We start from the raw sequence: 26834 nt of genomic DNA, 5'->3' as shown, positions 1-26834 counted from the left end.
TCGCGTCGACTCCGGAGGCATCTCACTCCTCGAGCAGGTGACGGGCTCGGAGCACCGCGTCGAGGGCGATCTCGACGTCGTCGACCTGGTCGCGAGTGGACTCGCCGGGCGCAGCGACGTCGACCGCCGCCGGCCCTGCCGGACGATCCTGACGCAGCCCTCTCCGCAGGCGCCCCAGCAGCTCGTCGCGCTCCGCGCCACGCAGATGAAGCAGCGCGGACGCGTCGCGATCGACGATCCAGCAGAGCTGGTGCAGCACCGCGAGCGAGTGGCCGCACACCGCGTGCCAGTGCCCGCACGTGCAGGTCACCGCGAGCTCCTCGCCATAGGGAACCAGCTCGACCCCGGCTTCCTCGGCGTGCTCGGCCACATCCAGCGGCAGCTCGCCGACCAAGAGCGCCTCGGCCCGCGCGGAAGCGGCGCCGAGGACCTCCAAGAACGCGGCGACGGACTCTGCACCCAGGACCGGCACCGTGCCGGTCACCGTCCACAACCCGAGCTCGTCATCGACCGCCGCCGCAAACCGGCCGGGCTCGATGACCAGGCCTCCGATCCGCCCCGAACGGGCGAGCGACCGAGCGCCAGAGAGCTGGTTGGCGTCGTACGCCAGCTCCTCGATCGCCCGCAGGAACGCGCGTCCCCACCACGACTCGACCCGTACCATCCCGCGCCGATGCGGCTCGCGGGCGAAGGTCAGCACGTTGCTCATGAAGCGATCCGGCGACGTCTTCGGCGCTTCTGGGGACCGAGCTTGACCAGCTCACGGAGCTCGGCGTTGGACAGCTCGGTGAAGGCGGCCTCGCCGCCTCCGAGGACCGCGTCCGCCAGGACCCGTTTGCGCTGCAGCAGCTCCGCGACGCGCTCCTCGACGGTGCCCTGGGTGATGAGCCGGTGCACCTGGACCGTACGCGTCTGGCCGATGCGGTGGGCCCGGTCGGTGGCCTGGTCCTCGACCGCGGGGTTCCACCATCGGTCGACGTGGATCACGTGGTCGGCGCGGGTCAGGTTGAGCCCGACCCCGCCCGCCTTGAGCGAGAGCAGGAAGACCGGCACCTCGCCGTCCTGGAAGCGCGAGACCATCCGCGATCGCTCCGCCACCGGGGTGCCGCCCTGCAGGAACTGGTGGGCGACACCGGCCGAGGCCCAGTGGGCCTCGAGGAGACGGGCCATCGCGACGTACTGCGTGAAGATCAGGACCGCCCCCGACTCAGCGAGCACGGTCGAGACCAGCTCGTCGAGGAGGTCGATCTTCTGGGACCGCCCCGCGATCCGCCCGCCCTCCTGCTTGAGGAACTGCGCCGGATGGTTGCAGATCTGCTTGAGCCCGGTGAGCAGGCTGAGCACCAGCCCGCGCCGCTGTGGGTCGTCGGCGTCGAGCCGCTCGATCCGGGCCATCGCGTCGCGTACGTAGGCCTCGTAGAGCACCGTCTGCTCCCGCGTCAGCGCCAGCAGGTGGTCGGTCTCGGTCTTGGGCGGTAGCTCGGGAGCGACCCCCGGGTCCGATTTGCGGCGCCGCAGCATGAACGGACCGACCAGCGACGCGAACTCCTTCGCCTTCCCGACGTCCGCGCCGGCCTCGATCTGGCTCGCCCAGGCGCGGCGGAAAGCCAGCCGGCTGCCCAGCAGACCCGGCACGCACCAGTCGAGCAGCGCCCACAGCTCGGTCAGGTTGTTCTCCACCGGGGTCCCGGTCAGCGCGACCCGGGCGTGCGAAGGGATCTCGCGAAGCGCCTTCGCGGTCGCGGAGGCGGCGTTCTTCACGTGCTGCGCCTCGTCGGCGACGACGAGCCCCCACGGCACCGCCGAGAGCAGCTCGGTGTCGCGCCGCATCGTCCCGTACGTCGTCAGCACCACCCCGGTCGCGCCCTCGACGTCGCGCTCGGCGCCGTGGTGGCGCCGCACCTCCACCTCGGGCGCGAACCGGGCGAGCTCGGCCTCCCAGTTGCCCAGCAGGCTCGCCGGGCAGACCACCAGGGTCGGGCCGGAATGCTCCTTCTGGCGATGGAGGTGGAGCGCGATCGTCATCAGCGTCTTCCCGAGCCCCATGTCGTCGGCCAGACAGCCACCGAGCCCGAGCGAGGTGATCCCGGCCAGCCAGGTCAGCCCCTCGACCTGATAGCCACGCATGGTGGCCTGCAGCTCGGAAGGCACCTCGACAGCAGGCCCCGAGGTCGCCGCGATCACCTCGTCGCGAAGGCGTGCGATCGAGGCCCCGATGATCACCTTCTCGCCCGGCGCCGCCTCGGCGACCTCCTTCGGCACCTGTCCGGTCAGGGCGACAGCCAGCGCCTCCACGCCGCTGATCCGCTTGAGCAGCCGCTTGCGCGCACGTCGCAGCACCGACGGATGGACGACCGCCCATGCCCCTCTCAGCCGCAGCACCGGACCCGCGGCCGCGGCCAGGGTGTCCATCTCAGCGGCATCGAGCGGCTCGCCGCCGAGCGCCAGCTGCCACTGGAAGGCGAAGAGCCCCTTCTCCCCGAGCGGCGACTCACGCATCAGATCCTCACGCGCGTCGGTCGACGAGGACGCCACCCGGTCCACAGCCACCGACGTCGTCAGGTCCCGCGACAGCGAGCGCGGCCAGAGCACGTCGACACAGCGCTCCTTGAGCCACTCGACCCCGTCCTCGAGCAGGCCGACGACCTCGTCGCTCGCCAGGGTCAGAGACGAGGGCACCGGTAGGTCGAGCAGCCGGTCGAGCACGGGCCACGCCTCCGCGGCACCGCGCAGAGCGACCTGCGCATGCGTACGCGCCCGGGGGCCGAATCCGTGGTCGTCGGCCTCGTCCCACAGCCGAGCGGCATCGGCCACGTGCAGCGGGTCGGCCTCGTCGTGCACCTGCGGCACCAACGTCAGCGACCCGATGAGCAGGTCCTCCTCCGGCGCCTCGACCCGGAAAGAGAGGCGCACCAACGACGGCAACGAGGCCGTCACCGGCCCCTCATCGGTCCGATAGCGCGACAGCCGGGTCTGCAACGACTCCCGGAACGCGTTCGACCCGGATGCCTTCGGCGCGGAGGTCGGCACCGCGTCCGCGACCGCGGCCACGATCTCGCGCACCAAGAGCTCCGCGGCCTCGTCGTCGAGGTCGTCATAGGCCCGGGAGGTGGCCAGCAACCGCACCCGCTCCTCGTCCTCCGGGGTGTAACGCACAGCCCAGGAGCCACCGTCTGGCTCCAGCTGCCCCGCGGCCACGAACCGGAGCCCGAGATGGGCCGCCGACGCGACCAGAGCGACCGAGGGATGCAGGTCGGTGGCTGCGTACGCCTTCTTCAGGACTGGCAGCGCGGCCCGCATCGGCAACGACACCGACCGCCGGGAGTCCACGAACTCCACGGCCGAGTCCCGCGGCGGCTGCGCCGGGCGGAAGACCGCGCGGCCGGTCACGGGTACGAAGGACATGGACACGACCGTAGCCGCCACCACCGACGGTTTCTCATCCTCGAGGATGAGGTGGTCGCCCCCAAAGGTTGAGGCGCACCGTGCCCGGGCCCTGCGACGGTGGCTGACATGACCGAGACCACCCACGCACGCGCCGCCCTCCCGCCCGGGCAGCGGCAGATCGACTTCTTCCCGCGCTTCGGGCGACGTGTCGACCAGCCCCCACCGACCGTGCCCGCACATCCAACCGTGATCTTCGGCGGCGCGCTCACGGCGCCGATCGAGATCGCCGTGGACGAGCTCGTCCGCACTGATCCTCGCGAGCTCCACGCCGACTTCCACTGCGTCGCCGGCTGGTCGGTGACCGGCCTTCAGTGGGAGGGCGTCGCCTTCGCCGAGGTCTATCAGCGGTACGTCGCACCGGCCCTCACACCAGGCACGGTCGTGACTCACGTCCTCGTGCGCGGTCTCGACGGCGAACACTTCGTGGCCGAGCTGGAAGATCTCCTGGCCGACGACGTCCTGCTCGCCGATCGACTCAATGGCCGGCCGCTCGACGGCGATCACGGCGCCCCGCTGCGTGTGGTCAACCCAGCGCAGTACGGGTACGCCAACATCAAGCACGTCTGCCGCATCGACGTGCTCACCGGCGCGCCACAGGCCGGCTCACCGGCGCTCGCCGACCGGCTGCTGCAGTCCCACCCGCGGGCGCGGGTCTGGGAGGAGGAGCGCCACGGCACGGTGCCCGGCTGGCTGATCCGTCCGATCTACCGAGTGATCAAGACCGTCATGCTCGCCTCCGCTCGCCGCAGGACGGCGGGTGAGTCAGGTCACTAGTCAAAAGTAAATAATGGCTAGGGGACCTATCAATCCACACGTAGGCTGTCAACCCGTGACAGACATTTCTGCCAAGCCTGAGAAGGCGCCCGACGACCACCTCGACAAGAGCGTGCTCATCGTCGCAGGCGTCGTCGTACTCGGATCGATCATGTCGATCCTCGACATCACCGTTGTCTCCGTCGCACTGGAGACCTTCCAGCGCGAGTTCGACGCCACCTCTGCCGAGGTCGCTTGGACGATGACCGGCTACACCCTCGCCCTGGCGACGGTGATCCCGCTGACCGGTTGGGCCGCCGACCGGTTCGGCACCAAACGCCTCTACATGACCGCGATCGTGCTCTTCGCGCTCGGCTCGGCGCTGTGTGCGCTGGCCACCACGCTGCCGATGCTGGTCGGCTTCCGGGTCCTTCAGGGCCTCGGCGGCGGCATGCTGATGCCGCTCGGCATGACGATCCTGACCCGTGCCGCCGGCCCCGAGCGGGTCGGTCGCGTGATGGCGATCCTGGGCGTACCCATGCTCCTCGGCCCGATCCTCGGCCCCATCATCGGTGGCGCGCTGATCGACTCGGCCTCGTGGCACTGGATCTTCCTGATCAACATCCCGATCGGCGTCGTCGCCCTGGTGTACGCCTGGCGGGCACTGCCCAAGGACCACGTCGAGCCGTCGCAGTCCTTCGACTTCCTCGGCATGGTGCTGCTGTCCCCGGGTCTGGCGCTGTTCCTCTACGGCGTCTCCTCGATCCCCGAGGCCGGCACGCTGCTGGACACCAAGGTGCTCTCGTTCATGGTCGCGGGCCTGGTGCTGATCGCCGCGTTCATCCCGTGGGCACTGTCATCCCGCAACGACCACCCGCTGATCGACATCCGTCTCTTCGGCAACAAGGAGCTCACCGTCGCGGTGATCACCCTGTCGATCTTCGCGATGGCGTTCTTCGGTGCCTCGCTGCTCTTCCCGCTCTACTACCAGCAGGTACGCGGCGAGGACGCCCTCCACGCCGGTCTGCTGCTGGCTCCGCAGGGTCTGGGCGCGATGGTCACGATGCCGATCGCCGGTATGCTCGCGGACCGCACCGGCCCGGGCAAGGTTGTCCTCAGCGGTCTCACCACGATCGCAGTGGGCATGTTCATGTTCTCGCGCCTCGACGAGGCCACGCCCTACTGGTACCTCCTCCTGTCGCTGTTCATCATGGGCCTCGGCATGGGTGCGACGATGATGCCGACCTTCGCTGCCGCCCAGGCGACGCTGCGCGAGCACACCATCGCCCGAGGTACGACCCTGGTGAACATCGTCCAGCAGGTCGCCGCCTCGGCCGGCACCGCGCTCTTCTCGGTGCTGCTCACGAACGCCTTGGCCAGCAAGGATTCGATCTCTACCGCGGATGACCTCGCCGACAAGCTCGGGGTCCCGGCTGGCGGTCTGGAGAAGTTCATGGCCGACCCGGCGAACCAGCAGAAGGTCGGTGAAGCTGCCGCTTCGCTGGGTCTCGACCCGGCCAAGCTGCCCGAGGTCTTCAAGGCCATCCCGGCCGAGATGGCCGAGGCGTTCTCGACCACGTTCGTGATCGCCGCGATCCTGGTGCTGGTCACGCTCATCCCCGCGTGGTTCCTGCCCAAGAGCAAGGCCGAGCACGGAGCCGCCGCTCCCACGGTCCTCCACTGATCCGCTCACGTACGCGAGGCCGGGCTGCCATCGGCAGCCCGGCCCTCGCGGCTCTTGTGGGCATGTTCGCGTTCGTGGGCTGCGGCTCCCCGTCGACCGCCCTCCCACCGACCGAAGGCGCCTTCGACTATCAGCTCGGAGCTGTTGCCGACCGGCTGCCCGACGGCACACCTCTCGATGTGGTCGTACGCGACGCCACCGCCGTCCCCCTCGAGGACGCCGACAACGTCTGCTACGTCAACGGCTTCCAGACCCAGCCCGGCTCCGACTGGTCCGATCGCCCGACCGCGCTCCTGCGCGACGCCTCCGGCGATCCCGTACGCGACCCCGACTGGCCCGACGAGATCATCCTCGACCCCTCCACCGCCTCTGCCCGCGCCTCGATCCTCGAGGTGATCGAGCCGGTCATCGCAGGCTGCGCGGACGACGGCTTCGACGCCGTCGAGATCGACAACCTCGACACCTGGACCCGCTTCGATGCGATCTCGAAGGACGGCGCCCTCGCCCTGGCCAAGGCGTACGTCTCCACCGCCCACGACCTCGGTCTAGCGATCGCGCAGAAGAACGCCGCCGAAGCCGCCCGTCCAGCCCACGACGACCTCGGCTTCGACTTCGCCGTCGTCGAGGAGTGCGGCGTCTACTCCGAATGCGCCGCCTACACCGACGTCTACGACGACCACGTCCTCCAGATCGAATACCCCGACTCTCTGGCCGAAGCCGATCTCACCTTCGCCGACGTCTGCGCCGATCCCGCCCGAGCCCCGCTCACCATCCTCCGCGACCGCGACCTCGTAAGACAGGACGACTCCGCGTACGTCTATGAGACGTGCCGAACAGAATCAATTGCAAGTAAACAGTCTCAAAGCATTTCGAACATGATTACATGACTGCATGACAGTAAAACGCGCCATCTCGGGCGCATTCGCGGGCGCGGCAGTCTTGGCAGCGACAGCAGCGTGCTCTGTCTCCTTCAACGCTGGGTCGTCCTTGGACAGGGCCGACGTCGAGCAGACGCTCGCCGACGCGCTCGAGAAGGAGACCGGAACGAAGCCAGACAAGATCGAGTGCCCCGGCGACCTCGAGGGCAAGCTGGACACCACCATGGAGTGCACGCTGACCAGCGACAGCGCTGAGTACGCCGTCGAGCTGACCGTCACGAAGGTCGACGGCCTCGACGTCCGCTTCGACTACAAGGTCGCCTCGACCACGAAGGACGGAAGTACCCCGGAGGCGGCATTCGACGAGACCATGCTCGAGGAGCGGGTCTCCAGCATCCTGGAGGAGGAGGTCGGCCAACGCCCCGACAAGATCGACTGCCCCGGCGACCTGGCCGGCAAGGTGGGCGAGACGATGAGGTGCACGCTCAGCGCCGGAACCGACGAAATCGGCCTCACGGTCACCGTCACCGAAGTCGAAGGAACCTCGATGAACTTCAACGTCGAAGTCGACGAGAGCTGAGTGCTCATGCCCACACCAATCGCGGAAATGCTTCCACAGATCGTGACGCTCAACGTCCGGGACCAGCCCTTCAGCTTCTTCGCCCAGGGGAACCAGATCATCGGCTGGTGGGACATCGCGAAGGTGGCCAGCCTCTACCCGACCCAGGTGACCCACGCCGACGAGACCTACCGTCTCACCGTCACCCTCGACGAGCGCAACGGCACTTTCGACTACAGCGACTTCCGCCAGTCCACCGAGTGGGAGGCCGGGTTCACGGACGGCAACTTCAAGCTCGGCGGCGAACTGGAGTGCACGCCGGCAAGCGCGTCGAGAAGAGTGCAACCTTCCAGTTCGGCGGTTTCAACCGCTCCTCAACCGGCGGCGACGAGCCCGAGGTCGCTTCCAGCCGGTCGTCTACTCCTTCGAGACCAGCCGGATCAAGGATCCTCTCTTCGCCTGGCTCCAGTTCCATGGGTGGAACCGCAGGGGTGCCATCGGCAGAACTCTCGCCCACTGACTGCTATAAAGGACCTTGCCGGGGCCATGGTCGTAGGAGACACTCGTCCAACCGGGTTCGGACACGCCCGCGCCCCTCGTCCCATGAAAAGACGCAGGTTCGATCACCATCAGGCCATTCCTGCCGGAACCCTGGGGCTATGTCCTTGACACCACTCGATGGTAAAGAATACCGTCCAAACGGTTCCATCGACTCCGCTTCGAGTTGCCTGCCAATCGATCGTGCCGATCGTTGGGCGCAAGTAAGGCGCCTCGTACCAACTGGCAAACCTGACCATCCGGGAGGTCGTCGTGTCTAACCCTTCTGAGGACCTTGCCATTCTCCGCGAGGAGAGCGACGTGTCCTTGCAAAAAGCGCTTGAGGTACAGCGCCGCCTTGAACCAGTTGAGGTCACCGATGATTCGCGCCAGATCACCGTTAAGGTCAGCTCTCGCGGTGTAGTGGAGTCCGTTCGAATCGGAATTACCTGGGATCGCGTCCTATCTCCAAGCCAACTGTCCTCGAGCATCTTCGAAACAATTTCCGCCGCACAGTTACGGCGCCTTGAACAGTATGGTTCCGTTAGTCGCGAGGTTGACGACGAGCCGTCGCCCCGAGCCCGGCCCGGCACTTCGCCCGACTTATACGGACTTGTCGAGGCGATCGAGCACAAGCTGTCCAATTCTGACGCGAGTGCATCGTTGGCACAGGACATTATTGTTGGCATTTTGGACGACACCCTGGACGGGATAACAGAAGCCAACGACCTGCTTTCGGAGCACGCTAGCCGAACGTTTTCGGGTTTCAGTGCTAACCGTAAGGTCCGGTCAACCTTCTCAAGTGGTGGCCAACTGGTCGCGCTCGATATCGATCAGGGGTGGTTGGGGACTTCCCATCCTGCGAATCTTGGACGAGAGATTACACAGGCGATTCTCGATGGATCGAGAAGAGTTGAGATCGAAGGAATTTCGGCCGCGTTGAGCGCGACAAAACTCGCACGAGCGGCACTCGCGGCATCCGATCCCGCAAGCCTTATTGATTAGAGGACAAAGGCATGGACAACCTTGAAGTTGCCTTGGCGGCACTCGAGAAGGAAGCAGAAGAGTGGGGGGACACGCAGACAGCCCTGCTGGATGCATTGTCTGTGGTAAATAGGCTGAATGTGCCTCCCGAGGTGTTTTCCTTTATCGACAAGACGACCGGGATCTCGAGTGCCTACAATTCGGCAGTCGACCACGTGCGCGAAGTCCTCAACAATGGGGCCGTGGAAATGGCTATTATTGCCGAGGCGCTGATGAAGGCGCGGAAAGACTTCCAAAGCACAGACGAAGCTGTTGCTGCCGAGGCGCGAAAGGTCTGGATCCCAGAGTATTAACTCCCAAATTCGCAAGCCGCCAAATCCAGCCACCCCGCCGCAAAGAGGGCATCATGGACGAAAAGAAGCAGAAGGTACTCGATCTGCTCGATAAAGTCGAAGCAAGAATGGACGAACTGACACAACGCGTCAACAGCACACTTTCGAGCCTGCCGTTCTACTTGAGTTGGGTGGCAGACAAGTTCTTGGCAGCCTGGGACGACGTCCTCGCAAAGGTGAGCGAATTCTGGCGGAAGGTTGGCGAGTTCGTGTCTTGGCTTGGTGATCCAGTCCAACTATTGGAAATACGGGACAAATGGAACGAGTTCGCTACGCCGATTGCTGCTCGGTCAGTTGCAATGGGTCAAAGTGATGTCGACAGGGAATGGAAGGGTCGTGCAGCGGACGCTTACGCCGACTCAATTGGTGACCAAAAAGAGGCACTGAAGGCGGTGCAGTCTAGTCTAACTAATCCAATCGGATCCGCACTGGTTCCCATCGCGACAGGTATCATCACATTCTGGGTGACGCTTGGCGTGACGATTGGCACCTTGGTACTCGGTCTCGTGGTGTGCATTGCCGAGGCCGCCAGTGGGGTCGGTCTTCCCGCAGTTCCGCCCTCCGCACTTGCTGCGTTTGGAGCAGCGATCGCTTCGATTGTCGGGGGGATCGCCGTGTTGGCGGCGACGGCATATTCGTCCGAGAACTCGTTTCAGAACGTAGCCAACGAGGTCGCTGCCTTCGGTCCAACGTCATGGCCAAAGGCATTTGAGTGAGCAGCGAATGGCGTGCGAGTTCGAGTCATGCGGGGTCGAGGGTTAGGTCCGGGCGTGTCGCTGCGTTGATCGTCACGGTTCCGGCAGGAATCATTAGCCTTGCATTTTCGGGGCTTTTTGCTGCGATTGCACTAACCACCCTAGAAGACCCTGGTGCGCTTTGGGTCATGTGTGGATTCTGCATTTACATGGTGCTCGTATCGGTCCTCTGTACCTTCTCCATCGGGCTCCGATGGCGCCGATCTCTGGTTCTTCTTGTTGCCGGCCTTCTAGTTCTCCCGGCATTGTTGGTTGTGCTGACCATTGCGGCCGGAGGGCCTTGGATGGTGTTATTAATCCCCGTTCCGATTGCCGTGGCGTTCGTTATTGTCGGGGTGGCTCTCGCGTGGCGAGTTAGCTCGTGAGCGCGGACGACCAGCCTTGATCTCAAATGGCAGTACAGCGTAGTACCTCGCTGGGTCAGACCACCATCAGGTCATTCTTGCCGGAGCCCTGGAACGACCACGCCGCCGCGACGACGCCACAGTCCCGTCCAGGCGCGCTCCTTGGCCGATCGCGGTGAAGCCCTTTATCCCTGCGGCTGTCGCGGCCACCGCGACGGGGCGGACCGGCCACGACGTTTGCGGGCACTTCCTACCTGAGGTGGGGGTGAGCTCGGTCGTCGCCACTCAACCGTCGCAAGTCACGGCGCTGGCCGACCCTTGGAGATCGAGCCAGCACCGAGTGCAGCACGGCGAAACCTGCTAGTTGCGACGGCTCTTCTCGTCGCCGGAGTCGTCGCCCTGCGGTGCGTTCGGGACCCAGCCACGGGATGCGTTGGGGTCCAGGACATCGCTTGCGGTCTCGGTCCAGTCGTCGGTGTAGTCGGCTTCCCACTCTTGGTTCTGACTGCCGTTCTGGTCCCGCTTCTTGGCGCCGCGGCCACCCGCCGCGCTGGCTCCGCCACGGCCACCCGCACCGCCCCGGCCGGCACCACGTCCTCCAGCACCGGTGCCGCGTGCGCCCGCTCCCGTGCCACGAGCACCAGCGCCACGAGCACCTGCACCAGCACCTGCGCCGGCTCCCGCGCGGGCACCGGCAGTGCCAGCCCTGGCGGCTGCGGACCGGGCAGCGGCTGACCTCGACGCAGCGCCGGCAGTTGCTGCCTTCGCGGACGCACCAGCGGAGAGCTTGTTGGCGATCGCCTTGGCCACGCCGGCGCCGAGCAGGGCTCCGCCACCGGCGATCGCGAGGGCGGACATGCCGCCCGTGCCGCCAGCGAGCGGCGCGAGGCCGTCAGCGGTCTCGACCATCGCGTATGACGTCGAGGGCGCCGGGGTGCCGTCGGCGTTGATCCACTCGGTGCCGTTCCACTCGGGCTTGTTCTCGGCCTTGTGCGCCTCGATGTTGGCCTTCTCCTGAGCGATCAGCTCGTGGCCCCAGCCGTCGGGGTAGAGGGTGCCGGAGTTGTACTTCGCCATGCGGGCCTCTGCGGCCGCTACCTGACTCGCCGACCCGGGAGAACCCGAACTGCCGGCAGGAACCGGATCAGAACCGCTGCCATCGTCATAGAGAGCCCGGACCTTCGGCTCAGCATCGTCAACCGAAGTGTCGACGTCCTGCACCTGCTGCGCAGCGGCCCGCTCCGCATCGGCGATCGCGGCCTCCCGCGCGGCGTGGGCGGCACGATCAGCCTGGAGGGCCTTCTGGTTCTCCGTCGCCTGAGCTGCGTCTACTCCTGTCCCAGACTGGGCGTACTTCGGATCGGATGCATTTGGCGCGGCACCATGGGTCGCAGGCAGGGTTGCCTCGAGCCTGGCGTACTCGCGCATCGCGGTGGTGATCTTTGCTCGTACGTCCTGCATCGCCTCGACGGCTGCTTTGATCACTTCGCTCTTGTCAGTCGTCTTGTTGCCCGAAGCCTCCATGTTGCGACGAGCGGCTTGACCTGACATCGACGCCGCCGAGAAACCGTCCTCTGCAGCCTTCCCGCTCTGGACGAGCACCGATCCAGACGTGCGGAACTGGCGCTCCGCCTCTCTCCAACTATCGATCAGCATGTCGATCGTGGACGGGTCCGCTCCGGAGACGTAGGTCCGAAGACGTTCCATCCATGGGCCTCGTGTTGACACGCGCTTTCCTCCCCGAGCGTTCGAGACAAGGGGTCCGATCGCCCCGCGATCCCATTAGACAACACATCCGACCAGGTCGTCACCGTCGTTCATCAGTTGCCCTAGAGTGCGGTCACATGAGGACGTCTCGGGCGATCGCGATCGCCGCTCTGACCCTGGTCACCGCGACTGGTATCGCCGGGTGCGGAAATGACACGCCCACCACAGAGCCGACCACTGACGTATCGGGATCGGCGACGACAGAGCCGTCCGGGTCAAGCGGTCCGGAGGTTCCGGCTGATTGGCAGGTCGCATCGGTAGAGGTAGCGCAGCTGCAGGTTCCCGCGAACTGGAACATCAGGTCCAGCGGTGATCTTTCGTTGAGCATGCGTGCGCCGGAGGATGCCATCGGGATCTCGCCCGGCGCAGCAATCCTCCAGGGCGGCGTACATGCGGGCGAGGGAGACGACGAAGCGGCTGTTGACGCTCTCGCAGCCCTCGAGGAGAAGGCCCTGGCAGATGACGTTCAGAATCTGAAGCGCCTGCCGAACGAGACGATCAACGGGTCGACCTTCTATCACTTCCAAGGCGATACCGGGCACGAGTGGGAGGATCACTACGGAACCGTGGTCCCCGGAGGCGATCACAGCGTGACAGTCACCTGGCGGTTCACGAAGTCGGACATCGACCGCAAGGGCGCCGAGGCGCTGATCGCCGAGATCATGCCGACATACAAGGCTCTTTGAGCCAGGCTGATCTCGTCAGATCATCGGGATCTTGCCACCGATTTCCCTGCTGAAGATCACGAGCGGGTTGCTCATCACGGCTAGGGCCTCAGCCATCTTCTTGGCGACGATGGCTGCGCCCTCGTCGGTCGCAGCGATGTCGTGGATGGCGTCGTCGACGGCGCTGGCGTACTTCTCCAGACCCTCGACGGTCTCCTTCTTCGCCTTGCCGATGTTCTCGTGACCCTTGATCACCGCATTGGCGAGCCACTCACCCTTGGCTGAACCACCGAAGGCGCTCGCTGCCGGGGCGCGCCCAAGGTCGAGGCTCTGAACCAGACCCTTCTGCTCCTCGAGGTCCCGATGGACCTTGTTCAGATTGTCGTAGTCAACGGTGAGCTCGTCGCCGTTACCCATGGTCCGCCCTCCCGAGGCTTCCGTACGCACCCCCGGCGGGTGCCTCAGTAGGAGTAGTACACCACGGCTCACAGGGCGACGGGCAGGGATGCGTAGCCGCGGAGGATGCGGGTGGGGCGGCGTACGGCTTGGCCTGTGACGTGCAGTGTGGGGAAGCGCTCGAACAGCATGCGGAGGCCTACGCGGGTCTCGAGGCGGGCGAGGCTGGCGCCTAGGCAGAAGTGGGCGCCGGCGGAGAAGGAGAGGTGCTGGTCGGCGTTGGGGCGGGTGATGTCGTACGTGTCGGGGTCCTCGAACACTGACGGGTCGCGGTTGGCGCCGCCGAGGACGACGGCGACGGCGGTGCCTTTGGCGAGGTCCACGCCCGCCACGCTCGTCGCGGCGTAGGCCTCGCGGACGGTGGCCATGACGGGCGGGTCCCAGCGCAGGGTCTCTTCGATGACGCCGTCGAACAGAGACGGGTCCGCCAGCACTAGGGAGCGCTGATCCGGGTGGGCATCCAGGGCCGCGACCGCGTTGCCGAGCAGGTTGACGGTGGTCTCGAAGCCGGCCGCCAAAAGCAGAAGGCCGAGGGCGTGGAGCTCGATGTCGTCGAGGTCGCCGGCGATCACAAGCGCGCTGAGGAGGTCGTCGCCGGGGTCGGAGCGGAGGCGGCGTACGTGGTCCTCGAACCAATGGTGCAGCGACCGCATCGCGGTCTCGACCTGGGCGTAGTCGCGCCACGACAACCCCGGATCGAGGATGGCGGCGGCCTGGTCGCCCCAGCGCAGGATGTCTGCCCGATCCGCGGCAGGCACCTCCAACAGCTCGGCGATGACGGCGATCGGGAGCTTCGCGGCGTACTCCTCGATGATGTCGACCGGCCCCTCGCGCGGGTCAATCTCGTCGAGCAGGTCGCCGGCGACCGCGGTGACCATCTCGGCCATCGAGCTGATCCGACGGGCAGTGAACGCCTTTGAGACGTGCTTGCGGTAGCGGGTGTGCAGCGGTGGGTCGACGGCGAGCATCGACGGCGGGTCGACCGGGCCGAGGGCGTCGGGCGCACTCACCTTGCCGAGCAGCCACCGCAGCGGCACGGGCAGCTCGCCCTGGCCGTCACCGACGCCGAAGTCGCTGCTGCGCAGGATCTCGTTGGCGGCGGCGTACGACACCGTGCCGGCCATGAACGGGTTGATGTGGATCGGGTCGCGGGCTCGCAGGCGGCCGTAGTCCGGTACGTCCCGCGACCACATCAGCTCGGCGAGCGGGTCGCCGCGCCTCGACGCGAAGCTCAGCACCGCTCGGTTGATGCCCTGGGAGAGAGCCCAGCGGGCGTACGACCTCGGCCTCTCGATCAGTGACTGTTCAAGCCGAGGCATCGGCCAGCTCCTCGCGGAACTCGTGGGTACCGATCCGGCCCATCAGCGGGGCCAGGTCGGCCAGCAGGTCTGCGAAGGTCGCCTCGTACTCCTCCTGCGACAGCGTCGGGTCGAGCTGAGCCTGGAACCGGATCCGCCACCGGTGCCGGAGTGCCTGAGCCAGCCGCTCCGGGGTGCCGAAGGCGTCGGCATAGGCCGGTGACCACGGCAGCCGGCGCGCGAAGCCGGATCGCAGCTCCGTCTCCGCCTCGTTCAGCAGCCGGTAGCGCTCATGGGTCTGCGTCCACGTCATTGTCCTCACCGTCTCCGTTGTCGTCGGGATGGTTTCGACGCTACGGAGCGGAGACACCTCGGCACATCGGCCGCTGGCAGGCACCTGCCTTCCTACCCTGGTAGGAGTGCGACCGCCTGCCGTGGTCGGATGCGACGCGACTCCAGCGTTTCTAGACTGGGCGGCATGAGTGTCCAGGACTCGGCTCGCGATGTGCGTGACTTCCTGGAACGGCGCTGCCGCAGCAAGGGTCTCGACATCCCCTGGTGGGCGCCGCTGCTGTCGGCCTTCGGGCTCCTCGCGATGGTCACCGTCGCGGTGCTCCAACGCGAGGCCGCCGGTGACATGGTCATGGCGGGCCTGGTCATCGTCGTCCCGTCGCTGAGCATCTTCTTCATCCCGAACACCGGCGAGTGGCTCAAGAACCACATGTGGGCCGTCGACCTCGTACCGACCTTGGCCGGGTCGGCCTGGCTGATGTCGCAGCCCGCCTCCGCGTTCTGGCCGCAGCACGACTTCGCGCCGGCGGTGCTGGTCCCGCTGACTCTCGAGATGGTCGTCCGTGAAGGCTTCCGGACCGGAACTCTCTACGCGATCGCGTCGGCCGTGGTGATGGGGATCTTCGCCTCCGACACACCCAGCGGCGTAGGGGTCCACTTCCTGCTGCTCTTCGTCGGCTGGATCCTCGGCCTGCTGATCCTCGCCCAGATGCGGGCGCTGCGGGCCGAGCGGCAGGCGCGGTCGCAGGAGCACGCGCGAGCGACCGAGGCCGAGCGCATCCGGATCGCCCGCGAGATCCACGACCTGGTGGGGCACTCGCTCTCGATCACCCTGCTGCACCTCACCGCGGCGCGGCGCTCCGTCGCCGAGGGCGACGAGCCGGACGAGGCGGTGTCCGCGCTCACCGAGGCGGAGGCCGTCGGGCGCCGGGCGATGGCCGAGATCCGGCGTACGATCGGGGCGCTCTCCACCACCGGTGCCGGCACCGCGCCGCTCCCCGGCGCCGCGGACGTGGTCCGGCTGGTGGAGGAGGGCCGCAGCGCGGGCCAGGCGATCACGTTCTCGTCCTCCGGCGACCTCTCCCGCATCGATGCCGGGGTCGGGCTGGGCATCTACCGGATCCTGCAGGAGTCGCTCGCCAACGCCATCCGGCATGCTCCCGGCGCACCGGTCTCGGTCTCGTTGGCGGTCGCCGACGGCGTACGTCTCTCCGTGCAGAATCCGCTCGTCGGCACCCGGCGCGGGATCGGCGAGGGATCCGGGCTAGCCGGCATGACGGCCCGCGCCGAGCAGCTCCGCGGCCGGTTGTCGGCGGGGGCCGAGGAGTCGATGTGGAAGGTTGACCTGGTGATCCCATCGCACTGTCTCGTACGCAAGGCCCTCGCATGACGCCGGTCAACCCCGCCGCCAGCAACACAGCGTTGCCGATCCGGGTGGTCGTGGTCGACGACCAGGAGCTCGTACGCAGCGGCCTGCGCCGCATCCTTCGGCGGCGCGACGGGCTGGAGATCGTCGCCGAGTGCGGCGACGGCTCGGAGGTGGTCGCGGCTCTCGAGGCCAACCCGGCCGACGTCGTGGTCATGGATCTCCGGATGCGGCAGGTCGACGGGATCACAGCGACCGGGCTGGTGCGGGCGCTGCCATCGGCGCCGCCGGTGCTGGTGCTGACCACGTTCGACGAGGACGAGCTCGTCTCCGGCGCCCTTCGCGCCGGCGCCGCCGGCTTCATCCTCAAGGACTCGCCCGCCGAGGAGCTGGTCATGGCCGTACGCTCCGTCGCACTCGGCGACGCCTGGCTCGACCCCGCCATCACCGGCCGCGTCCTGGCCACCTACCGCTCCGCCGTCGCCCCGGCGTCGAGCGCCGTCGAGGTCTCCGAGCTCACCGACCGCGAGCTCGAGGTCCTCCGCGGCCTCGCCTCCGGCTGGACCAACTCCGAGATCGCCGAGCGGCTCGTCATCTCCGAGCTCACCGTCAAGTCCCACATCGGCCGCATCTTCGCCAAGCTCGACCTCCGCGACCGCGCCGCCGCCATCGTCTTCGCGTACGACCACGGCATCGTCCGGCCGGCGACCTGAGGGGCCCTACGTCGTCGTCGCCAGCACCAACGGACTCACCGAGCCGGCGCCCGCGTCGAGGAGGGCTCGGGAGGCGAGGGTGACGGTCCAGCCGGTCGCGATGCGGTCGTCGATGAGGAGTACGTCGGCACTGGGCGGCATGTCGGCGTGGAGCGAGAAGCGACGGCCGATGGCGGCGACTCGCTGGGCGGAGTTGGAGGCGCCCTGGCCGGGAGCGACGTCGGGGTCGACGATGGCCCACGAGCCGAGGACTGGGACGCGGAGATAGCGGGAGAGGCCTTCGGCGAAGTCGCGGGTCAGGGTGGGGCGGGTGGCCGACTCGACATAGACGATGCCGCCGACCTGAGGACGCCAGTCGCCCAGGACCTCGACGACTGCCTTCACCAGCGGCACCGGGACCGGGCCGTCCTGCGCGGGTTCGCGGAAGAGGTCGCGCAGCGCCTGGCCGTAGCCGAGGTCGGTCAGTCGCGCGACCGCGCGCCCCTCGAGCGGACCGTCCTTGATCTTGCCCTTGAGCGAGATGCCGAGCCGGTCGAGGCCGGTGGGCCACATCTTCTTCGGCTCCACGACCACCCCGGGGCGCGACAGCCGGGCCGAAGCCTCCTCGACCGCACCCTCGGAGACCGACGAGGTCACCGCGAAGCCACCGCAGTTGTCGCACCGGCCGCAGTCGACGGCGCCAGGATCGTCGAGCTGCTCGCGCAGGAAGCGCATCCGGCACTGGTCGGTCGAGATGTAGGCGAGCATCGCGTCCTGCTCGCGGCGCCGGGCCTCGGCGACCCGTGCATACCGCTCCGCGTCGTAGTCCCACGGGACACCGGTCGCCTCCCAGCCACCACCGACGCGGCGGGCGGCGCCGTCGACGTCGAGCACCTTGAGCATCTGCTCCAGGCGTGACCGCGACAGGTCGACGTACGTCTCCAACGCCTGTGTCGACAAGGCCCGGCCCGCCGCCAGGACGCCCAGGGTCCGGCGCACCTGCTCTTCACGAGGGAACGCCAACGAGGCGAAGTAGGCCCAGATGTCGCGGTCCTCGATGCCAGGGAGCAGCACGACGGAGGCGTCGGAAGTGCCACGCCCGGCCCGGCCGACCTGCTGGTAGTAGGAGACGGGCGAGGAGGGCGCGCCCATGTTGACCACGAACCCGAGGGTCGCGTCGAAGCCCATCCCGAGCGCCGAGGTCGCCACCAGCGCCTTGACCTTCCCGGCGGCCAGCGACTCCTCCAGGTCGGCCCGTTCGGCCGCCTCCGTACGCCCCGAGTAGGCGGCCACGTCATGACCGCGCGAGCGCAGATAGTCGGCGATCTCCTCGGTCGCGGCGACGGTCAGGCAGTAGACGATGCCCGACCCGGGCTGCTCGGAGAGGTGGTCGGAGAGCCAGGCCAGCCGCTGCTCGGGGGTCTTCAAATTGACCACCCCGAGCCGCAGCGACTCCCGGTCCAGCGAGCCGCGCAGCACCAGGACGCCCTCGCCCATCTGCTCGGCGACATCCGAGGTCACCCGAGAGTTGGCGGTCGCGGTCGTCGCGAGCACCGGGATCCCGTCGGGGAGGTCGGCCAGCAGCGTACGGATCCGGCGGTAGTCGGGCCGGAAGTCGTGGCCCCAGTCGGAGATGCAGTGGGCCTCGTCGACCACCAGCAGGCCACATTCGGCGGCCAGCCGAGGCAGCACCGCGTCGCGGAACTTCGGGTTGTTGAGCCGCTCGGGGGAGACCAGCAGAACGTCCACCTCGCCAGCGTGGATGGCCTCCTCGATCGAGACCCAGTCCTCGGGGTTGGTCGAGTTGATCGTCACCGCCCGGATCCCGGCCCGCTGCGCCGCCGCGATCTGGTTGCGCATCAGTGCGAGCAGCGGCGAGACGATCACGGTCGGCCCGAGACCGGCCTCACGGAGCAGCAGCGTCGCCACGAAATAGACCGCCGACTTCCCCCAACCGGTCTTCTGCACGACCAATGCCCGGCGACGCTCGACGGCGAGCGCCGAGATCGCCGACCACTGGTCCTCACGCAGCGTGGCGTCATCCCGGCCCACGAGGGCCCGCAGATGCGCCTCAGCACGAGAACGTACGTCACCAGCCGGATCAGTCATGACCACAGGTCTATCAGGCACCTCCGACAGAGTCGCCCAACAGCAGCCGGGGCCAGTCCGCCAGGTCGCTCAGCATCTGACGGTCGTGAGTAGCCACCACCACCGCGGCCGGCGTCGCGCGCAACGCCACCGTCAGCTCGTCGACCAGCCCGGCCGAGAGATGGTTGGTGGGCTCGTCCAGGATCAGCAGATGCGGTAGCGAGGCCAGCCGCAGCGCCAGCTCGAGCCGTCGCTGCTGCCCTTGGGACAGCAGCGACGCAGGCGTACGCCGCGCCTCGGCGTCCACCAGTCCGGTCGACCGGAGCGAGGGGATCGCCCGCTCCGGCACCACCCCGGCGGCGACCAGCTGCCCACAGTGCTGGGAGTAGACCTCCGCCGCCGTCAGACCAGGCGCCCACTCCGGCTCCTCCTGACCGACGAGGGCAACCCGCGCCCCCGAGGATGTCCACACCGACCCCTCGGACGGCGGAAGTACACCACCCAGCACCTGCAGCAACGTCGACTTGCCCGCCCCGTTCGGACCGGTGACGACGAGCCGCTCGCCGCCGTCGAGGGCGAAAGAGACAGGCCCGGACAGCCGCCCGGGCACGCGTACGTCCTCGCACCGCAGCAGCGTGCTTCCGACATTTGAGGACAGCTCCGGAAACCGCAACGACATCGGCGGCTCCGGCACGGAGATACGGTGCGCGTCGAGCGCCGCGAGGTCACGGTTGAAGGAGCGCACCAGGCCGGGCGCCCGGGTCTGTCGCTGGTGCTTCCCAGCGCCCTTCGGCGGGCGCCAGCCGGTGCTCAGCCGGTCCCTCGCCGCCGAGACCGAGTCCTGCAGTCGCCGGTGCTCCTCCTGCTGAGCCGCGTAGTCCTGCTCCCAGCGCTCCCGGTCGCGCCGCCGGCCTTCTTGCCAACCCTGGTAACCGCCGGCGTACGTCCGGGGCCGGCCGTCCTCGCTCGGATCCAGGTCGAGGAACTCCTCGCCGACGTCGCGCAGCAGCGCGCGGTCGTGGGAGACGAGCACGACGCCACCGGCATGAGCCCGGACCCGCTCGGTCAGGAACGCCAGCCCCGACGCGTCGAGGTGATTGGTCGGCTCGTCGAGCACGAGGAGGTCATGGTGCGCCCCGAGCAGACACGCCAGCCGCACCCGGTAGCGCTGGCCGACCGACAGCGTCGCCAGCTCTCGTCCGTGATCGGTGCACGCACCGAGTGCCTCCAGAGCGATCTGGACCCGGCGATCGGCGTCCCAGGCGTCCAGCGTGGTCGCGCGCTCCAGCGCGGCGGCGTACCTCCCGCCGGAGTCCGACGGATCGTCCGACAACGCAGCGGCAGCCTCATCGAGTGCGCGGAGCGCGGAGTGCGACTCAGCCAGAGCGGCGGAGGTGAGGGTGCCGACTGTGTCCCCAGGACAAACCTCGAGGGCTTGCTGCGCGATCCCCAGACTGCCGTGCCGCTGAACCCGGCCGGAGTCGGGATCGAGCAGTCCGGAGAGGACGTGGAGCAGCGTGGTCTTGCCGCGGCCGTTCTCACCGACGATGGCCAACCGGGACCGGTTGGCGGCGGAGACGGTCAGGGAGACGCCGCGCAGAACGGGGCGACCGCCACGGGTGACGGAGATGTCCTCGGCGCGCAGATGGGCCGAGGTGTGGTGGGTCTGTACAGACACGAAAGTGAACTTCCAGCTCGCATACGGGAGCCGGGAAAGCGAGAGCAGCTACCCGGCATGGCCGGACAGCGGCGTGAGTATGCCTCGCAGCGCCGCCGTCAGGCGACGGGGCGCAGGCGCATGAAGGCGATGCCTGGGTACATGCCTCCAGGGTAGACAGCGACGACCCGTCCACGCGAACCGTTATTCACCGAGCGCACAGGCAAACGCCGAGCCGGCGCTGTTGGTCCTCCCCCACGGGGACCCGCAGAACCGGCCCGGCATCTCCAGTATGCGTCCAATCGCCGAACCGGCATAACCACACGCCCGAATTCGTACTTTAGTTACCCAAAGCGGTCGACGGCGCCGCCTCCGATAGGAAAACGACGCCGTCGCACGACTCTGTTGTCAGTGTGGCGAGATCAGCTCACCGAGACCGCGGTCCACGCCGCCTCGACGGCCGTGACCTCGGGGCTAGAGGCGCCGTAGAGGTCCGAGGCCGCCTTCACGGTCGCGTCTCGAGCGCCCGCGTAGTCGGTGGTCGAGGTGAAGTAGGTCGAGTTGGCCCGGAACCAGATCTTCTCCGCCTTGTCGCGCCCGATGCCGGTGATCGTCGAGCCGTCGCAGGTCGTGCTCGAGTGCTCGACCCCACCGATCGTCTTCGTGCCCGAGCCCTCGGAGAGCAGGTAGAAGAAGTGGTTGCCGACACCGCTGGAGTAGTGGACGTCGAGGTCACCGGTCGAGGACGACCAGCAGTTGACCGAGTTGCCGTCGAAGGACGGGTTGTCCATCCGGCGCAGCGGGTCACCGCCGTCGAGGATGAAGGACTCACCGATCAGGTAGTCGCCCTGGTCCTCGGCGTTGTCGGCGTAGAACTCGACCGCCGTGCCGAAGATGTCCGAGGTCGACTCGTTGAGCCCGCCGGACTCGCCGGAGTACTCCAGACCCGAGGTGTTCTCGGTGACACCGTGCGTCATCTCGTGGCCCGCGACGTCCAGCGAGACCAGCGGTCCATAGCCGACACCGTCGCCGTCGCCGTACGTCATCTTCTCGCCGTCCCAGAAGGCGTTGACGTAGTTCTTGCCGTAGTGGACCCGGTTGTACGAGCCCGAGCCGTCGCCGAAGATGCCGTCACGCGCGTGGACGTTCTTGAAGTAGTCCCAGGTGACGTTGGTGCCGTACTGCGCGTCGGCCGCCGCGGTCGCTCGGTCGTCGTTGGAGCCGTTGCCGAAGGTCGTGGTCGGGCTGGTGACCACCGTCCCGGCCACACAGCCCAGCCCGATGATCTGGCAGACGACGCTGTCCTGGGCGTTGTTCATGTCGGTCGTGTAGGTGCCGCCACGGGTCTCGTCACGCAGCTCGTACGTCGAGCCGTTCTGCTTCACCTGCAGCGGGACGGTCCCGGAGTAGAGGGTGTTGCCCTCGCCATCGATGGTGTGGATGCCCTCGACCCGGCGCAGCACCTTGCCGGACTCCGCGTCGACGTAGGTCGCGAGGCGAGAGGGGGTGCCGTCGGCCTGCTTGCCCTTGGTGGTCACCCGCCACGCCAGCGTCGGGGTGCCCTCGACCGCGTCGACGACGAGCTCGGGCGCGTACTTCTTGTCGGCCTGGAGCTTGGTGATCGTCTTGGTGACAGCGTCCAGGGTCAGCGCCGCCTGGGTGGCCGCCGTCTCGGTGACTGCCGGCTTCACCGAGAGGTCGAGCACCTTGGTCAGCCCCTGGGAGACCGAGGTCAGCGTTCCGGCCTTGCTCTGGTGGGCGACCAGGTCGCCGCCGACGACCTCGAGGCCCTCGTACGTCCGGTTCATCCGTACGTGGGTGGCACCGCTGGCGTCCTTCAGGGTCACCACGGGCTCGAGCTCCTGGCCGGCGCCGACCTTCCAAGTCGACGGCTTGCTCGTCAGCGCGCTGATCGCCTTGTCCGCGATCGACTCGTCGTCGATGACCTGCTGGGCTGCCAGGCCCGTCTGCGTGATGCTCGTCGGGGTGATTGCGGAGGCGGAACCGGCAGGGGTGGCGCCGGCTGGGCTTCCGAAGGAGGCGATGAAGGCAGTTCCTGCAACAGCGGCAGCGGTGGTTGCGCCCGCCGCTCGAACGAATCTACGCATGGGGGTACTCCTCGAGATCAGGACCAGGATTGGGACCGGATCCTGCCACCCGAATCGGGTGCGCGACCGAACAATTTCCTGCAATGCAGCTTTATGAAGCGGTCGCCCCGCGTAACTCGTTTACGTCGTTATCAAGAATTAACCAAACGCACCCGGGGGCATATCACCAGATGCGTACTCGGTCCTCCGGATCGAGCCACAGTCCGTCGCCGGGAGCGGTGCCGAAAACCTCGTGGAACTCGTCAAGGTTCCGGGCGATGTTGGCACGGAACTCGGGCGGGCTGTGCGGGTCGATCGTGAGGTACTGCTGCGCCTGCTCCTTGCGTCGCACCGTACGCCACACGTAGGCCCAGTTGAGGAAGAGCCGCTGCCGGTCGCCGACGCCGGCGGAACCGTCGGTCGCGAGCATGTAGGCAGTGTGCGCGATCGTCAGGCCGCCCAGGTCGCCGATGTTCTCGCCGACGGTCAGCGCACCGTTGACGAACTCACCCGGGAGGTCCCGCGGCGAGAGCCCCGAGTACTGCGCGATGAGCGCCTTGGTCTTCACCTCGAAGGCCGCCTTGTCCTCCGGCGACCACCAGTCCTGCATGTTGCCGTCGCCGTCGAACTGCGCGCCCTGGTCGTCGAAGCCGTGCCCGACCTCGTGACCGATGACCGCGCCGATGCCGCCGTAGTTCTCCGCCGGGTGCGCGTCCTTGTCGAAGAACGGACGCTGCAGGATGCCGGCCGGGAAGCAGATCTCGTTGGTGCCGGGGTTGTAGTAGGCGTTGACCGTCTGCGGCAGCATGAACCACTCGTCGCGGTCCACCGGGCTGCCGAGCTTGCCGAGCTGCCGGTCGGTCTCGAAGACCGAGGCCGCCGAGACGTTGCCGATCAGATCGTCCTTGGAGATTGTCAGCGCCGAGTAGTCGCGCCACTTCGACGGGTAGCCGATCTTCGGCGTGAACTTGTCGAGCTTCTCGTACGCCTTCTCCTTGGTCTCCTCGCCCATCCAGTCGAGCTCGGAGATCGACTTGCGGTAGGCCTCGAGGAGGTTGTGGACCAGCTCGTCCATCTGCGCCTTCGCCTCGGGCGGGAAGTGACGCGCGGCGTACTCCTTGCCGACCGCCTCACCGATCGCGCCCTCCACGATCGCCACCCCGCGCTTCCAGCGTTCGCGCAGCTCAGGAGTGCCGTTGAGGGTGCGCCCGTAGAAATCGAAGTTGGTCTCGACGAAGTCGTCGGTCAGGTAGGGCGCCGCCCAGCGCAGCACGTGGAAGTAGAGCCACGACTTCCAGTCGTCGATGTCGACCTCGCCGAGCACGGTCGAGAGGTGGGAGAAGAACGACGGCTGCCGCACGACCACCTCACCGAGCACCGCGTCGGTGGTCAGCTTCGAGCCGGAGAGGTTGCGGACGTACGCATCCCAGTTGAAGTTGGGGGCCAGCTCGCGCAGCTCGGCGAGGGTCAGCAGGTTGTAGGTCTTCTGCTTGTCGCGGGTCTCCTCGCGCGCCCAGTGGCCCTCGGCCAGGCGGGTGTCGATCCGGATGATCGTCTCGGCGGCGGCACGCGGGTCAGGGTGCTCGGCGAGCTCGTAGAGGCGGGTCAGGTAGTCGGCGTACTTCCCCAGCACCTCGGCGAACTTCTCGTCGAAGTAGTAGTCCTTGTCGGGCAGGCCGAGGCCACCCTGGAGCAGGTTGAAGATGTAGCGGTCGGACTGCTTGTCGTCGTTGTCGACGTAGGACCCGAACAGCCCGTGGCCGCCGATCCGCTCGACCTCGCCCAGGAACGCCGCCAGGTCGTCCGCGTCGCGGAGCCCGTCCACGGCGGCCCGCAGACCATCAAGAGGACGTACGCCGCGCGCCGCCACCCCGTCCACGTCCATGAAGCTCGCGAAGAGGTCGCCGATCTTCTGGGCGTCGCTGCCCGGCTCGCCGCCGGAGGCCGCAAGCTCCTCGATGATCGCGCGTACGTCCTTCTCGGCCTGGTCGGCGAGCATCACGAACGGCCCCCAGCTGGACCGGTCGGACGGAATCTCGACCTCCCGGAGCCAGGTGCCGTTGACGAACCCGAACAGGTCGTCCTGCGGCCGAATGCTGTCGTCCATGCCCGGGCGGGCGTCATCGAGGATCGTCACGCCCCCCAGCGTAGATGCGAGGTCCCAAGCAGGTCAGCAACAACCCCGGATCAGCCCGGTTTGACGATGCGGTTCATCTCGAAGTGCATGGGGTCGGTCCACTTCCAGTTGCCGCCCCAGGTGAAGCCCCAGCGCTCGAAGATGGCGACGACGGTGCGGTCCATCTCGCCGACGGTGCCGCGCTGGTTGCCGGCGGTGTTGAGGTCGACGGCGGTGCCGAAGGCGTGGTTGGAGAGCTGGGTGGTGTTGGCGATGAAGCGGGGGTAGTAGCAGCCGGCGTACTGCGACGGATTGATCTTCTTGGCCAAGCCGCGGTCGACGACCTCCTGCAGGGCGGCGCGCAGCTGCGGGATCATCACCTTGTTGCAGGTCACCGAGCCGAGGATCGGCACCTGGGCGGTCACGATGTGGGAGCTCACCCAGCTCGCGGCGGGGGTGATGGTGCCGTCGCCGTTGGCCCGGTAGGTGTAATTGCCGACGGCCTGGGCGACGGTGCCGACGACGTACGCCTTCTGGGGAGCGTTGGGGTCGAGGCCCGCGCGGGCGACGACGTCGAGGCGCTGGACGGAGGCGTCGGAGCCGACGACCTTCTGGATGGGCTCGACGACCCGGTTGGGGGCGATGGCGGCGGTGGAGACGATGAGCGCGTTGCCCTTCTCCATGCCCATCTCCTCGCCCCACTTGTGGTTGACGACGGCGGCGGCGAGGCCCGGAGGCTGGGGAGCGTAGGCACCGACGTGGACCGAGGTGGCGTCCTTCTTGGAGCCCAGCCTCACGAACCCGTCCTTGTCGGCTGGGAGCTCGTCCTGTCGCTCGGGGTCGATCGCCACCTCACCGCCTGCGACGCGCTGCCAGACCTCGTCGGAGTCGGCGCTCTGGAAGGGGGCGAAGTTGCGGTAGGTCGACGGATCGACGGCGACGACCTTCACCAGCCGTCCCTCGACGCTGACCTGGGCCATCGAGATCTGCTCGACGCCGGAGACACCGTCGAGACCGCGGATCTTCTTGACGTCGCTGGAGGAGAGGGTGTCCTCGGAGAGGATCAGCAGGTCGGTGGAGTGCAGCGTGCCCTCGCGCTTGCCGGGGATGTCGACGGCGTGCGACGGGTCGGCGACCGGGCTCTCGTCCTTCGCGGCGCCGCTGGCGCTCGGACTGCCGCTGCCACTGCCGCTCGGCGAGGCCGGCTTCGACGGCTCACCCGCACAAGCGGCCATGGTCACCACGAGCACCGCGCCGATTGCCGCAGCCGCTCTCCACGAGACCTTACGCATCCATCTACCTCCCCGCAGGAAGGTTAGGCGAGGCCTGGTCAGCACCCAACTCGCTGGTAACTCAGCCGTTCAGGACCCGCGAGATCAGCCAGGCGATGTCGTCGGCGGTCTCGTCGGGTGACTTGGTGGGCTGCATGACGTGGCTGAGGACGACGCGCACAGTCATCTCGATGGCGGTGTCTGCCTGGTCGTCGGTCAGCCCGTGCTCGAACTTCTCGACGTGCTCGTGGATGAGCTCGGTCGCGTAGCCCAGCAGTCCCTCGCTGTGGCTGGTGAGGTAGGGCAGCAGCTCGGTGTCGGCACCGTGGGTCGCCGAGACGACCGCATGCAGCAGCTTGTTGTCCTGGGCACGGTCGAGGACGCCGTACGTCGCCTGGCGGATCGCCCGGATGAAGTCGTCCTCCTGGTCGAAGGCCGTGCTCACGACCGCGAGGAACTGCTCCAGCTCACGCAGGATCAGCGACTTCGCCAGGGCCGGCTTGGCGCCGATGTCGTTGTAGACCGTCTGCCGGCTGACCCCGCACCGCTGGGCGATGCGGGACATCGTCACGCTCGCCCACCCGGTCTCGGTGGTCATCTCGACGGCGGCATCGAGGATCCGCTGTCGGGTGGTTTCAGGTACGCCGGCCGCCATGAAGGCAAAGTCTACGGCCTCTCTTCCGCGTGGATGACGGCGCAGGTGAACCCGGCCACATTGTTTTGCACCCAATACCCCCGGAGTGCAAG

Annotated in this window: 23 protein-coding genes; 11 read left to right on the top strand and 12 right to left on the bottom strand. The window is 67.6% G+C overall.

The features are described from left to right. Positions 1-22: 22 nt before the first annotated feature. Positions 23-709, bottom strand: a complete 687-nt coding sequence (locus AB0F44_RS11325) for a hypothetical protein (RefSeq protein WP_357355406.1) — start codon at positions 707-709, stop codon at positions 23-25. Further along, positions 706-3405 carry a DEAD/DEAH box helicase gene (locus AB0F44_RS11320; protein ID WP_357355404.1) on the bottom strand — a complete coding sequence of 900 codons (2700 nt, stop codon included), beginning with the start codon at positions 3403-3405 and terminating at the stop codon, positions 706-708. Before AB0F44_RS11320 ends, AB0F44_RS11325 begins: the two co-directional genes overlap by 4 nt. Before the next feature lie 108 nt (positions 3406-3513). On the opposite strand from AB0F44_RS11320, the gene AB0F44_RS11315 reads away from it, so the two are divergent. The 8 genes from AB0F44_RS11315 to AB0F44_RS11280 all read left to right on the top strand — a co-directional run bounded on the left by AB0F44_RS11315 (position 3514) and on the right by AB0F44_RS11280 (position 9950). Beyond that, positions 3514-4221: a molybdopterin-dependent oxidoreductase gene (locus AB0F44_RS11315; RefSeq protein ID WP_357355403.1), complete on the top strand. Its 708-nt coding sequence runs from the start codon at positions 3514-3516 to the stop codon at positions 4219-4221. Between the two features lie 55 nt (positions 4222-4276). Next, positions 4277-5884, top strand: a complete 1608-nt coding sequence (locus AB0F44_RS11310) for a DHA2 family efflux MFS transporter permease subunit (RefSeq protein WP_357355401.1) — start codon at positions 4277-4279, stop codon at positions 5882-5884. Between the two features lie 62 nt (positions 5885-5946). Beyond that, entirely contained in the window at positions 5947-6771 is an 825-nt protein-coding gene (locus tag AB0F44_RS11305; RefSeq protein ID WP_357355399.1) for an endo alpha-1,4 polygalactosaminidase, read from the top strand. 4 nt (positions 6772-6775) lie between these two features. Further along, a complete protein-coding gene (locus AB0F44_RS11300; protein ID WP_357355397.1) occupies positions 6776-7342 on the top strand; it encodes a DUF4333 domain-containing protein in 567 nt (188 codons plus the stop codon). A 6-nt stretch (positions 7343-7348) separates the two neighbouring features. Beyond that, positions 7349-7990 (top strand): hypothetical protein, encoded by a 642-nt coding sequence (locus AB0F44_RS11295; RefSeq protein ID WP_357355395.1) that lies wholly within the window; start codon positions 7349-7351, stop codon positions 7988-7990. A 141-nt stretch (positions 7991-8131) separates the two neighbouring features. Next, entirely contained in the window at positions 8132-8863 is a 732-nt protein-coding gene (locus AB0F44_RS11290; protein ID WP_357355393.1) for a hypothetical protein, read from the top strand. An 11-nt stretch (positions 8864-8874) separates the two neighbouring features. Next, the gene (locus tag AB0F44_RS11285) at positions 8875-9195 is read left to right on the top strand and encodes a hypothetical protein (protein ID WP_357355391.1); all 321 of its coding nucleotides are present in this window, start codon (positions 8875-8877) and stop codon (positions 9193-9195) included. Between the two features lie 53 nt (positions 9196-9248). Next, positions 9249-9950 carry a hypothetical protein gene (locus AB0F44_RS11280; RefSeq protein WP_357355389.1) on the top strand — a complete coding sequence of 234 codons (702 nt, stop codon included), beginning with the start codon at positions 9249-9251 and terminating at the stop codon, positions 9948-9950. Positions 9951-10693: 743 nt separating this feature from the next. Here the strand turns inward: AB0F44_RS11280 and AB0F44_RS11275 are convergent. Then, a complete protein-coding gene (locus AB0F44_RS11275) occupies positions 10694-12040 on the bottom strand; it encodes a hypothetical protein (protein WP_357355387.1) in 1347 nt (448 codons plus the stop codon). Between the two features lie 380 nt (positions 12041-12420). Between AB0F44_RS11275 and AB0F44_RS11270 the strand changes: the two genes are divergently transcribed. Continuing rightward, a complete protein-coding gene (locus AB0F44_RS11270; RefSeq protein WP_357355385.1) occupies positions 12421-12786 on the top strand; it encodes a hypothetical protein in 366 nt (121 codons plus the stop codon). Positions 12787-12801: 15 nt separating this feature from the next. Here the strand turns inward: AB0F44_RS11270 and AB0F44_RS11265 are convergent, their stop codons facing one another. From AB0F44_RS11265 to AB0F44_RS11255, 3 genes are all read right to left on the bottom strand, one after another. Continuing rightward, complete coding sequence (locus tag AB0F44_RS11265; protein WP_357355383.1) at positions 12802-13182, bottom strand: hypothetical protein; 381 nt, start codon at positions 13180-13182, stop codon at positions 12802-12804. Between the two features lie 68 nt (positions 13183-13250). Then, entirely contained in the window at positions 13251-14540 is a 1290-nt protein-coding gene (locus tag AB0F44_RS11260; protein ID WP_357355381.1) for a cytochrome P450, read from the bottom strand. Continuing rightward, positions 14527-14832 (bottom strand): hypothetical protein, encoded by a 306-nt coding sequence (locus AB0F44_RS11255; protein WP_357355379.1) that lies wholly within the window; start codon positions 14830-14832, stop codon positions 14527-14529. Before AB0F44_RS11255 ends, AB0F44_RS11260 begins: the two co-directional genes overlap by 14 nt. 165 nt (positions 14833-14997) lie before the next feature. Here AB0F44_RS11255 and AB0F44_RS11250 point away from each other — a divergent pair, with 165 nt between their 5' ends. Both AB0F44_RS11250 and AB0F44_RS11245 read left to right on the top strand, forming a co-directional pair. Continuing rightward, entirely contained in the window at positions 14998-16200 is a 1203-nt protein-coding gene (locus tag AB0F44_RS11250) for a histidine kinase (RefSeq protein WP_357355377.1), read from the top strand. Beyond that, on the top strand, positions 16197-16889 hold the full coding sequence (locus AB0F44_RS11245; RefSeq protein ID WP_357355375.1) for a response regulator transcription factor: 693 nt from the start codon (positions 16197-16199) through the stop codon (positions 16887-16889). Before AB0F44_RS11250 ends, AB0F44_RS11245 begins: the two co-directional genes overlap by 4 nt. 6 nt (positions 16890-16895) lie before the next feature. Here the strand turns inward: AB0F44_RS11245 and AB0F44_RS11240 are convergent, their stop codons facing one another. The 6 genes from AB0F44_RS11240 to AB0F44_RS11215 form a co-directional block, all read right to left on the bottom strand. Next, positions 16896-18977: a DEAD/DEAH box helicase gene (locus AB0F44_RS11240; RefSeq protein WP_357355373.1), complete on the bottom strand. Its 2082-nt coding sequence runs from the start codon at positions 18975-18977 to the stop codon at positions 16896-16898. A gap of 13 nt (positions 18978-18990) precedes the next feature. Continuing rightward, positions 18991-20634 carry an ABC-F family ATP-binding cassette domain-containing protein gene (locus AB0F44_RS11235; RefSeq protein WP_357355371.1) on the bottom strand — a complete coding sequence of 548 codons (1644 nt, stop codon included), beginning with the start codon at positions 20632-20634 and terminating at the stop codon, positions 18991-18993. A 401-nt stretch (positions 20635-21035) separates the two neighbouring features. Further along, a complete protein-coding gene (locus AB0F44_RS11230) occupies positions 21036-22721 on the bottom strand; it encodes a M4 family metallopeptidase (RefSeq protein WP_357355369.1) in 1686 nt (561 codons plus the stop codon). A gap of 163 nt (positions 22722-22884) precedes the next feature. Beyond that, on the bottom strand, positions 22885-24837 hold the full coding sequence (locus AB0F44_RS11225; RefSeq protein WP_357355368.1) for a M13-type metalloendopeptidase: 1953 nt from the start codon (positions 24835-24837) through the stop codon (positions 22885-22887). Between the two features lie 50 nt (positions 24838-24887). Beyond that, positions 24888-26108 (bottom strand): M15 family metallopeptidase, encoded by a 1221-nt coding sequence (locus AB0F44_RS11220; protein ID WP_357355366.1) that lies wholly within the window; start codon positions 26106-26108, stop codon positions 24888-24890. A 61-nt stretch (positions 26109-26169) separates the two neighbouring features. Further along, on the bottom strand, positions 26170-26742 hold the full coding sequence (locus tag AB0F44_RS11215; RefSeq protein WP_350662779.1) for a TetR family transcriptional regulator: 573 nt from the start codon (positions 26740-26742) through the stop codon (positions 26170-26172). Positions 26743-26834 lie beyond the last annotated feature (92 nt).

Source organism: Nocardioides sp. NPDC023903 (genome assembly GCF_040639295.1).
Lineage (GTDB): Bacteria > Actinomycetota > Actinomycetes > Propionibacteriales > Nocardioidaceae > Nocardioides.
Note: the sequence above shows the minus strand (reverse complement) of the source record. Positions and strands in the feature narration are given on the sequence as shown.

Excerpts from the sequence above, each read along its gene's own strand:
- AB0F44_RS11325 (WP_357355406.1), bottom strand. The coding sequence starts at position 709 with ATGAGCAACGTGCTGACCTTCGCCCGCGAGCCGCATCGGCGCGGGATG.
- AB0F44_RS11320 (WP_357355404.1), bottom strand. The coding sequence starts at position 3,405 with ATGTCCTTCGTACCCGTGACCGGCCGCGCGGTCTTCCGCCCGGCGCAG.
- AB0F44_RS11315 (WP_357355403.1), top strand. The coding sequence starts at position 3,514 with ATGACCGAGACCACCCACGCACGCGCCGCCCTCCCGCCCGGGCAGCGG.
- AB0F44_RS11305 (WP_357355399.1), top strand. The coding sequence starts at position 5,947 with ATGTTCGCGTTCGTGGGCTGCGGCTCCCCGTCGACCGCCCTCCCACCG.
- AB0F44_RS11300 (WP_357355397.1), top strand. The coding sequence starts at position 6,776 with ATGACAGTAAAACGCGCCATCTCGGGCGCATTCGCGGGCGCGGCAGTC.
- AB0F44_RS11295 (WP_357355395.1), top strand. The coding sequence starts at position 7,349 with ATGCCCACACCAATCGCGGAAATGCTTCCACAGATCGTGACGCTCAAC.
- AB0F44_RS11285 (WP_357355391.1), top strand. The coding sequence starts at position 8,875 with ATGGACAACCTTGAAGTTGCCTTGGCGGCACTCGAGAAGGAAGCAGAA.
- AB0F44_RS11280 (WP_357355389.1), top strand. The coding sequence starts at position 9,249 with ATGGACGAAAAGAAGCAGAAGGTACTCGATCTGCTCGATAAAGTCGAA.
- AB0F44_RS11275 (WP_357355387.1), bottom strand. The coding sequence starts at position 12,040 with ATGGAACGTCTTCGGACCTACGTCTCCGGAGCGGACCCGTCCACGATC.
- AB0F44_RS11265 (WP_357355383.1), bottom strand. The coding sequence starts at position 13,182 with ATGGGTAACGGCGACGAGCTCACCGTTGACTACGACAATCTGAACAAG.
- AB0F44_RS11260 (WP_357355381.1), bottom strand. The coding sequence starts at position 14,540 with ATGCCTCGGCTTGAACAGTCACTGATCGAGAGGCCGAGGTCGTACGCC.
- AB0F44_RS11255 (WP_357355379.1), bottom strand. The coding sequence starts at position 14,832 with ATGACGTGGACGCAGACCCATGAGCGCTACCGGCTGCTGAACGAGGCG.
- AB0F44_RS11250 (WP_357355377.1), top strand. The coding sequence starts at position 14,998 with ATGAGTGTCCAGGACTCGGCTCGCGATGTGCGTGACTTCCTGGAACGG.
- AB0F44_RS11245 (WP_357355375.1), top strand. The coding sequence starts at position 16,197 with ATGACGCCGGTCAACCCCGCCGCCAGCAACACAGCGTTGCCGATCCGG.
- AB0F44_RS11240 (WP_357355373.1), bottom strand. The coding sequence starts at position 18,977 with ATGACTGATCCGGCTGGTGACGTACGTTCTCGTGCTGAGGCGCATCTG.
- AB0F44_RS11230 (WP_357355369.1), bottom strand. The coding sequence starts at position 22,721 with ATGCGTAGATTCGTTCGAGCGGCGGGCGCAACCACCGCTGCCGCTGTT.
- AB0F44_RS11220 (WP_357355366.1), bottom strand. The coding sequence starts at position 26,108 with ATGCGTAAGGTCTCGTGGAGAGCGGCTGCGGCAATCGGCGCGGTGCTC.
- AB0F44_RS11215 (WP_350662779.1), bottom strand. The coding sequence starts at position 26,742 with ATGGCGGCCGGCGTACCTGAAACCACCCGACAGCGGATCCTCGATGCC.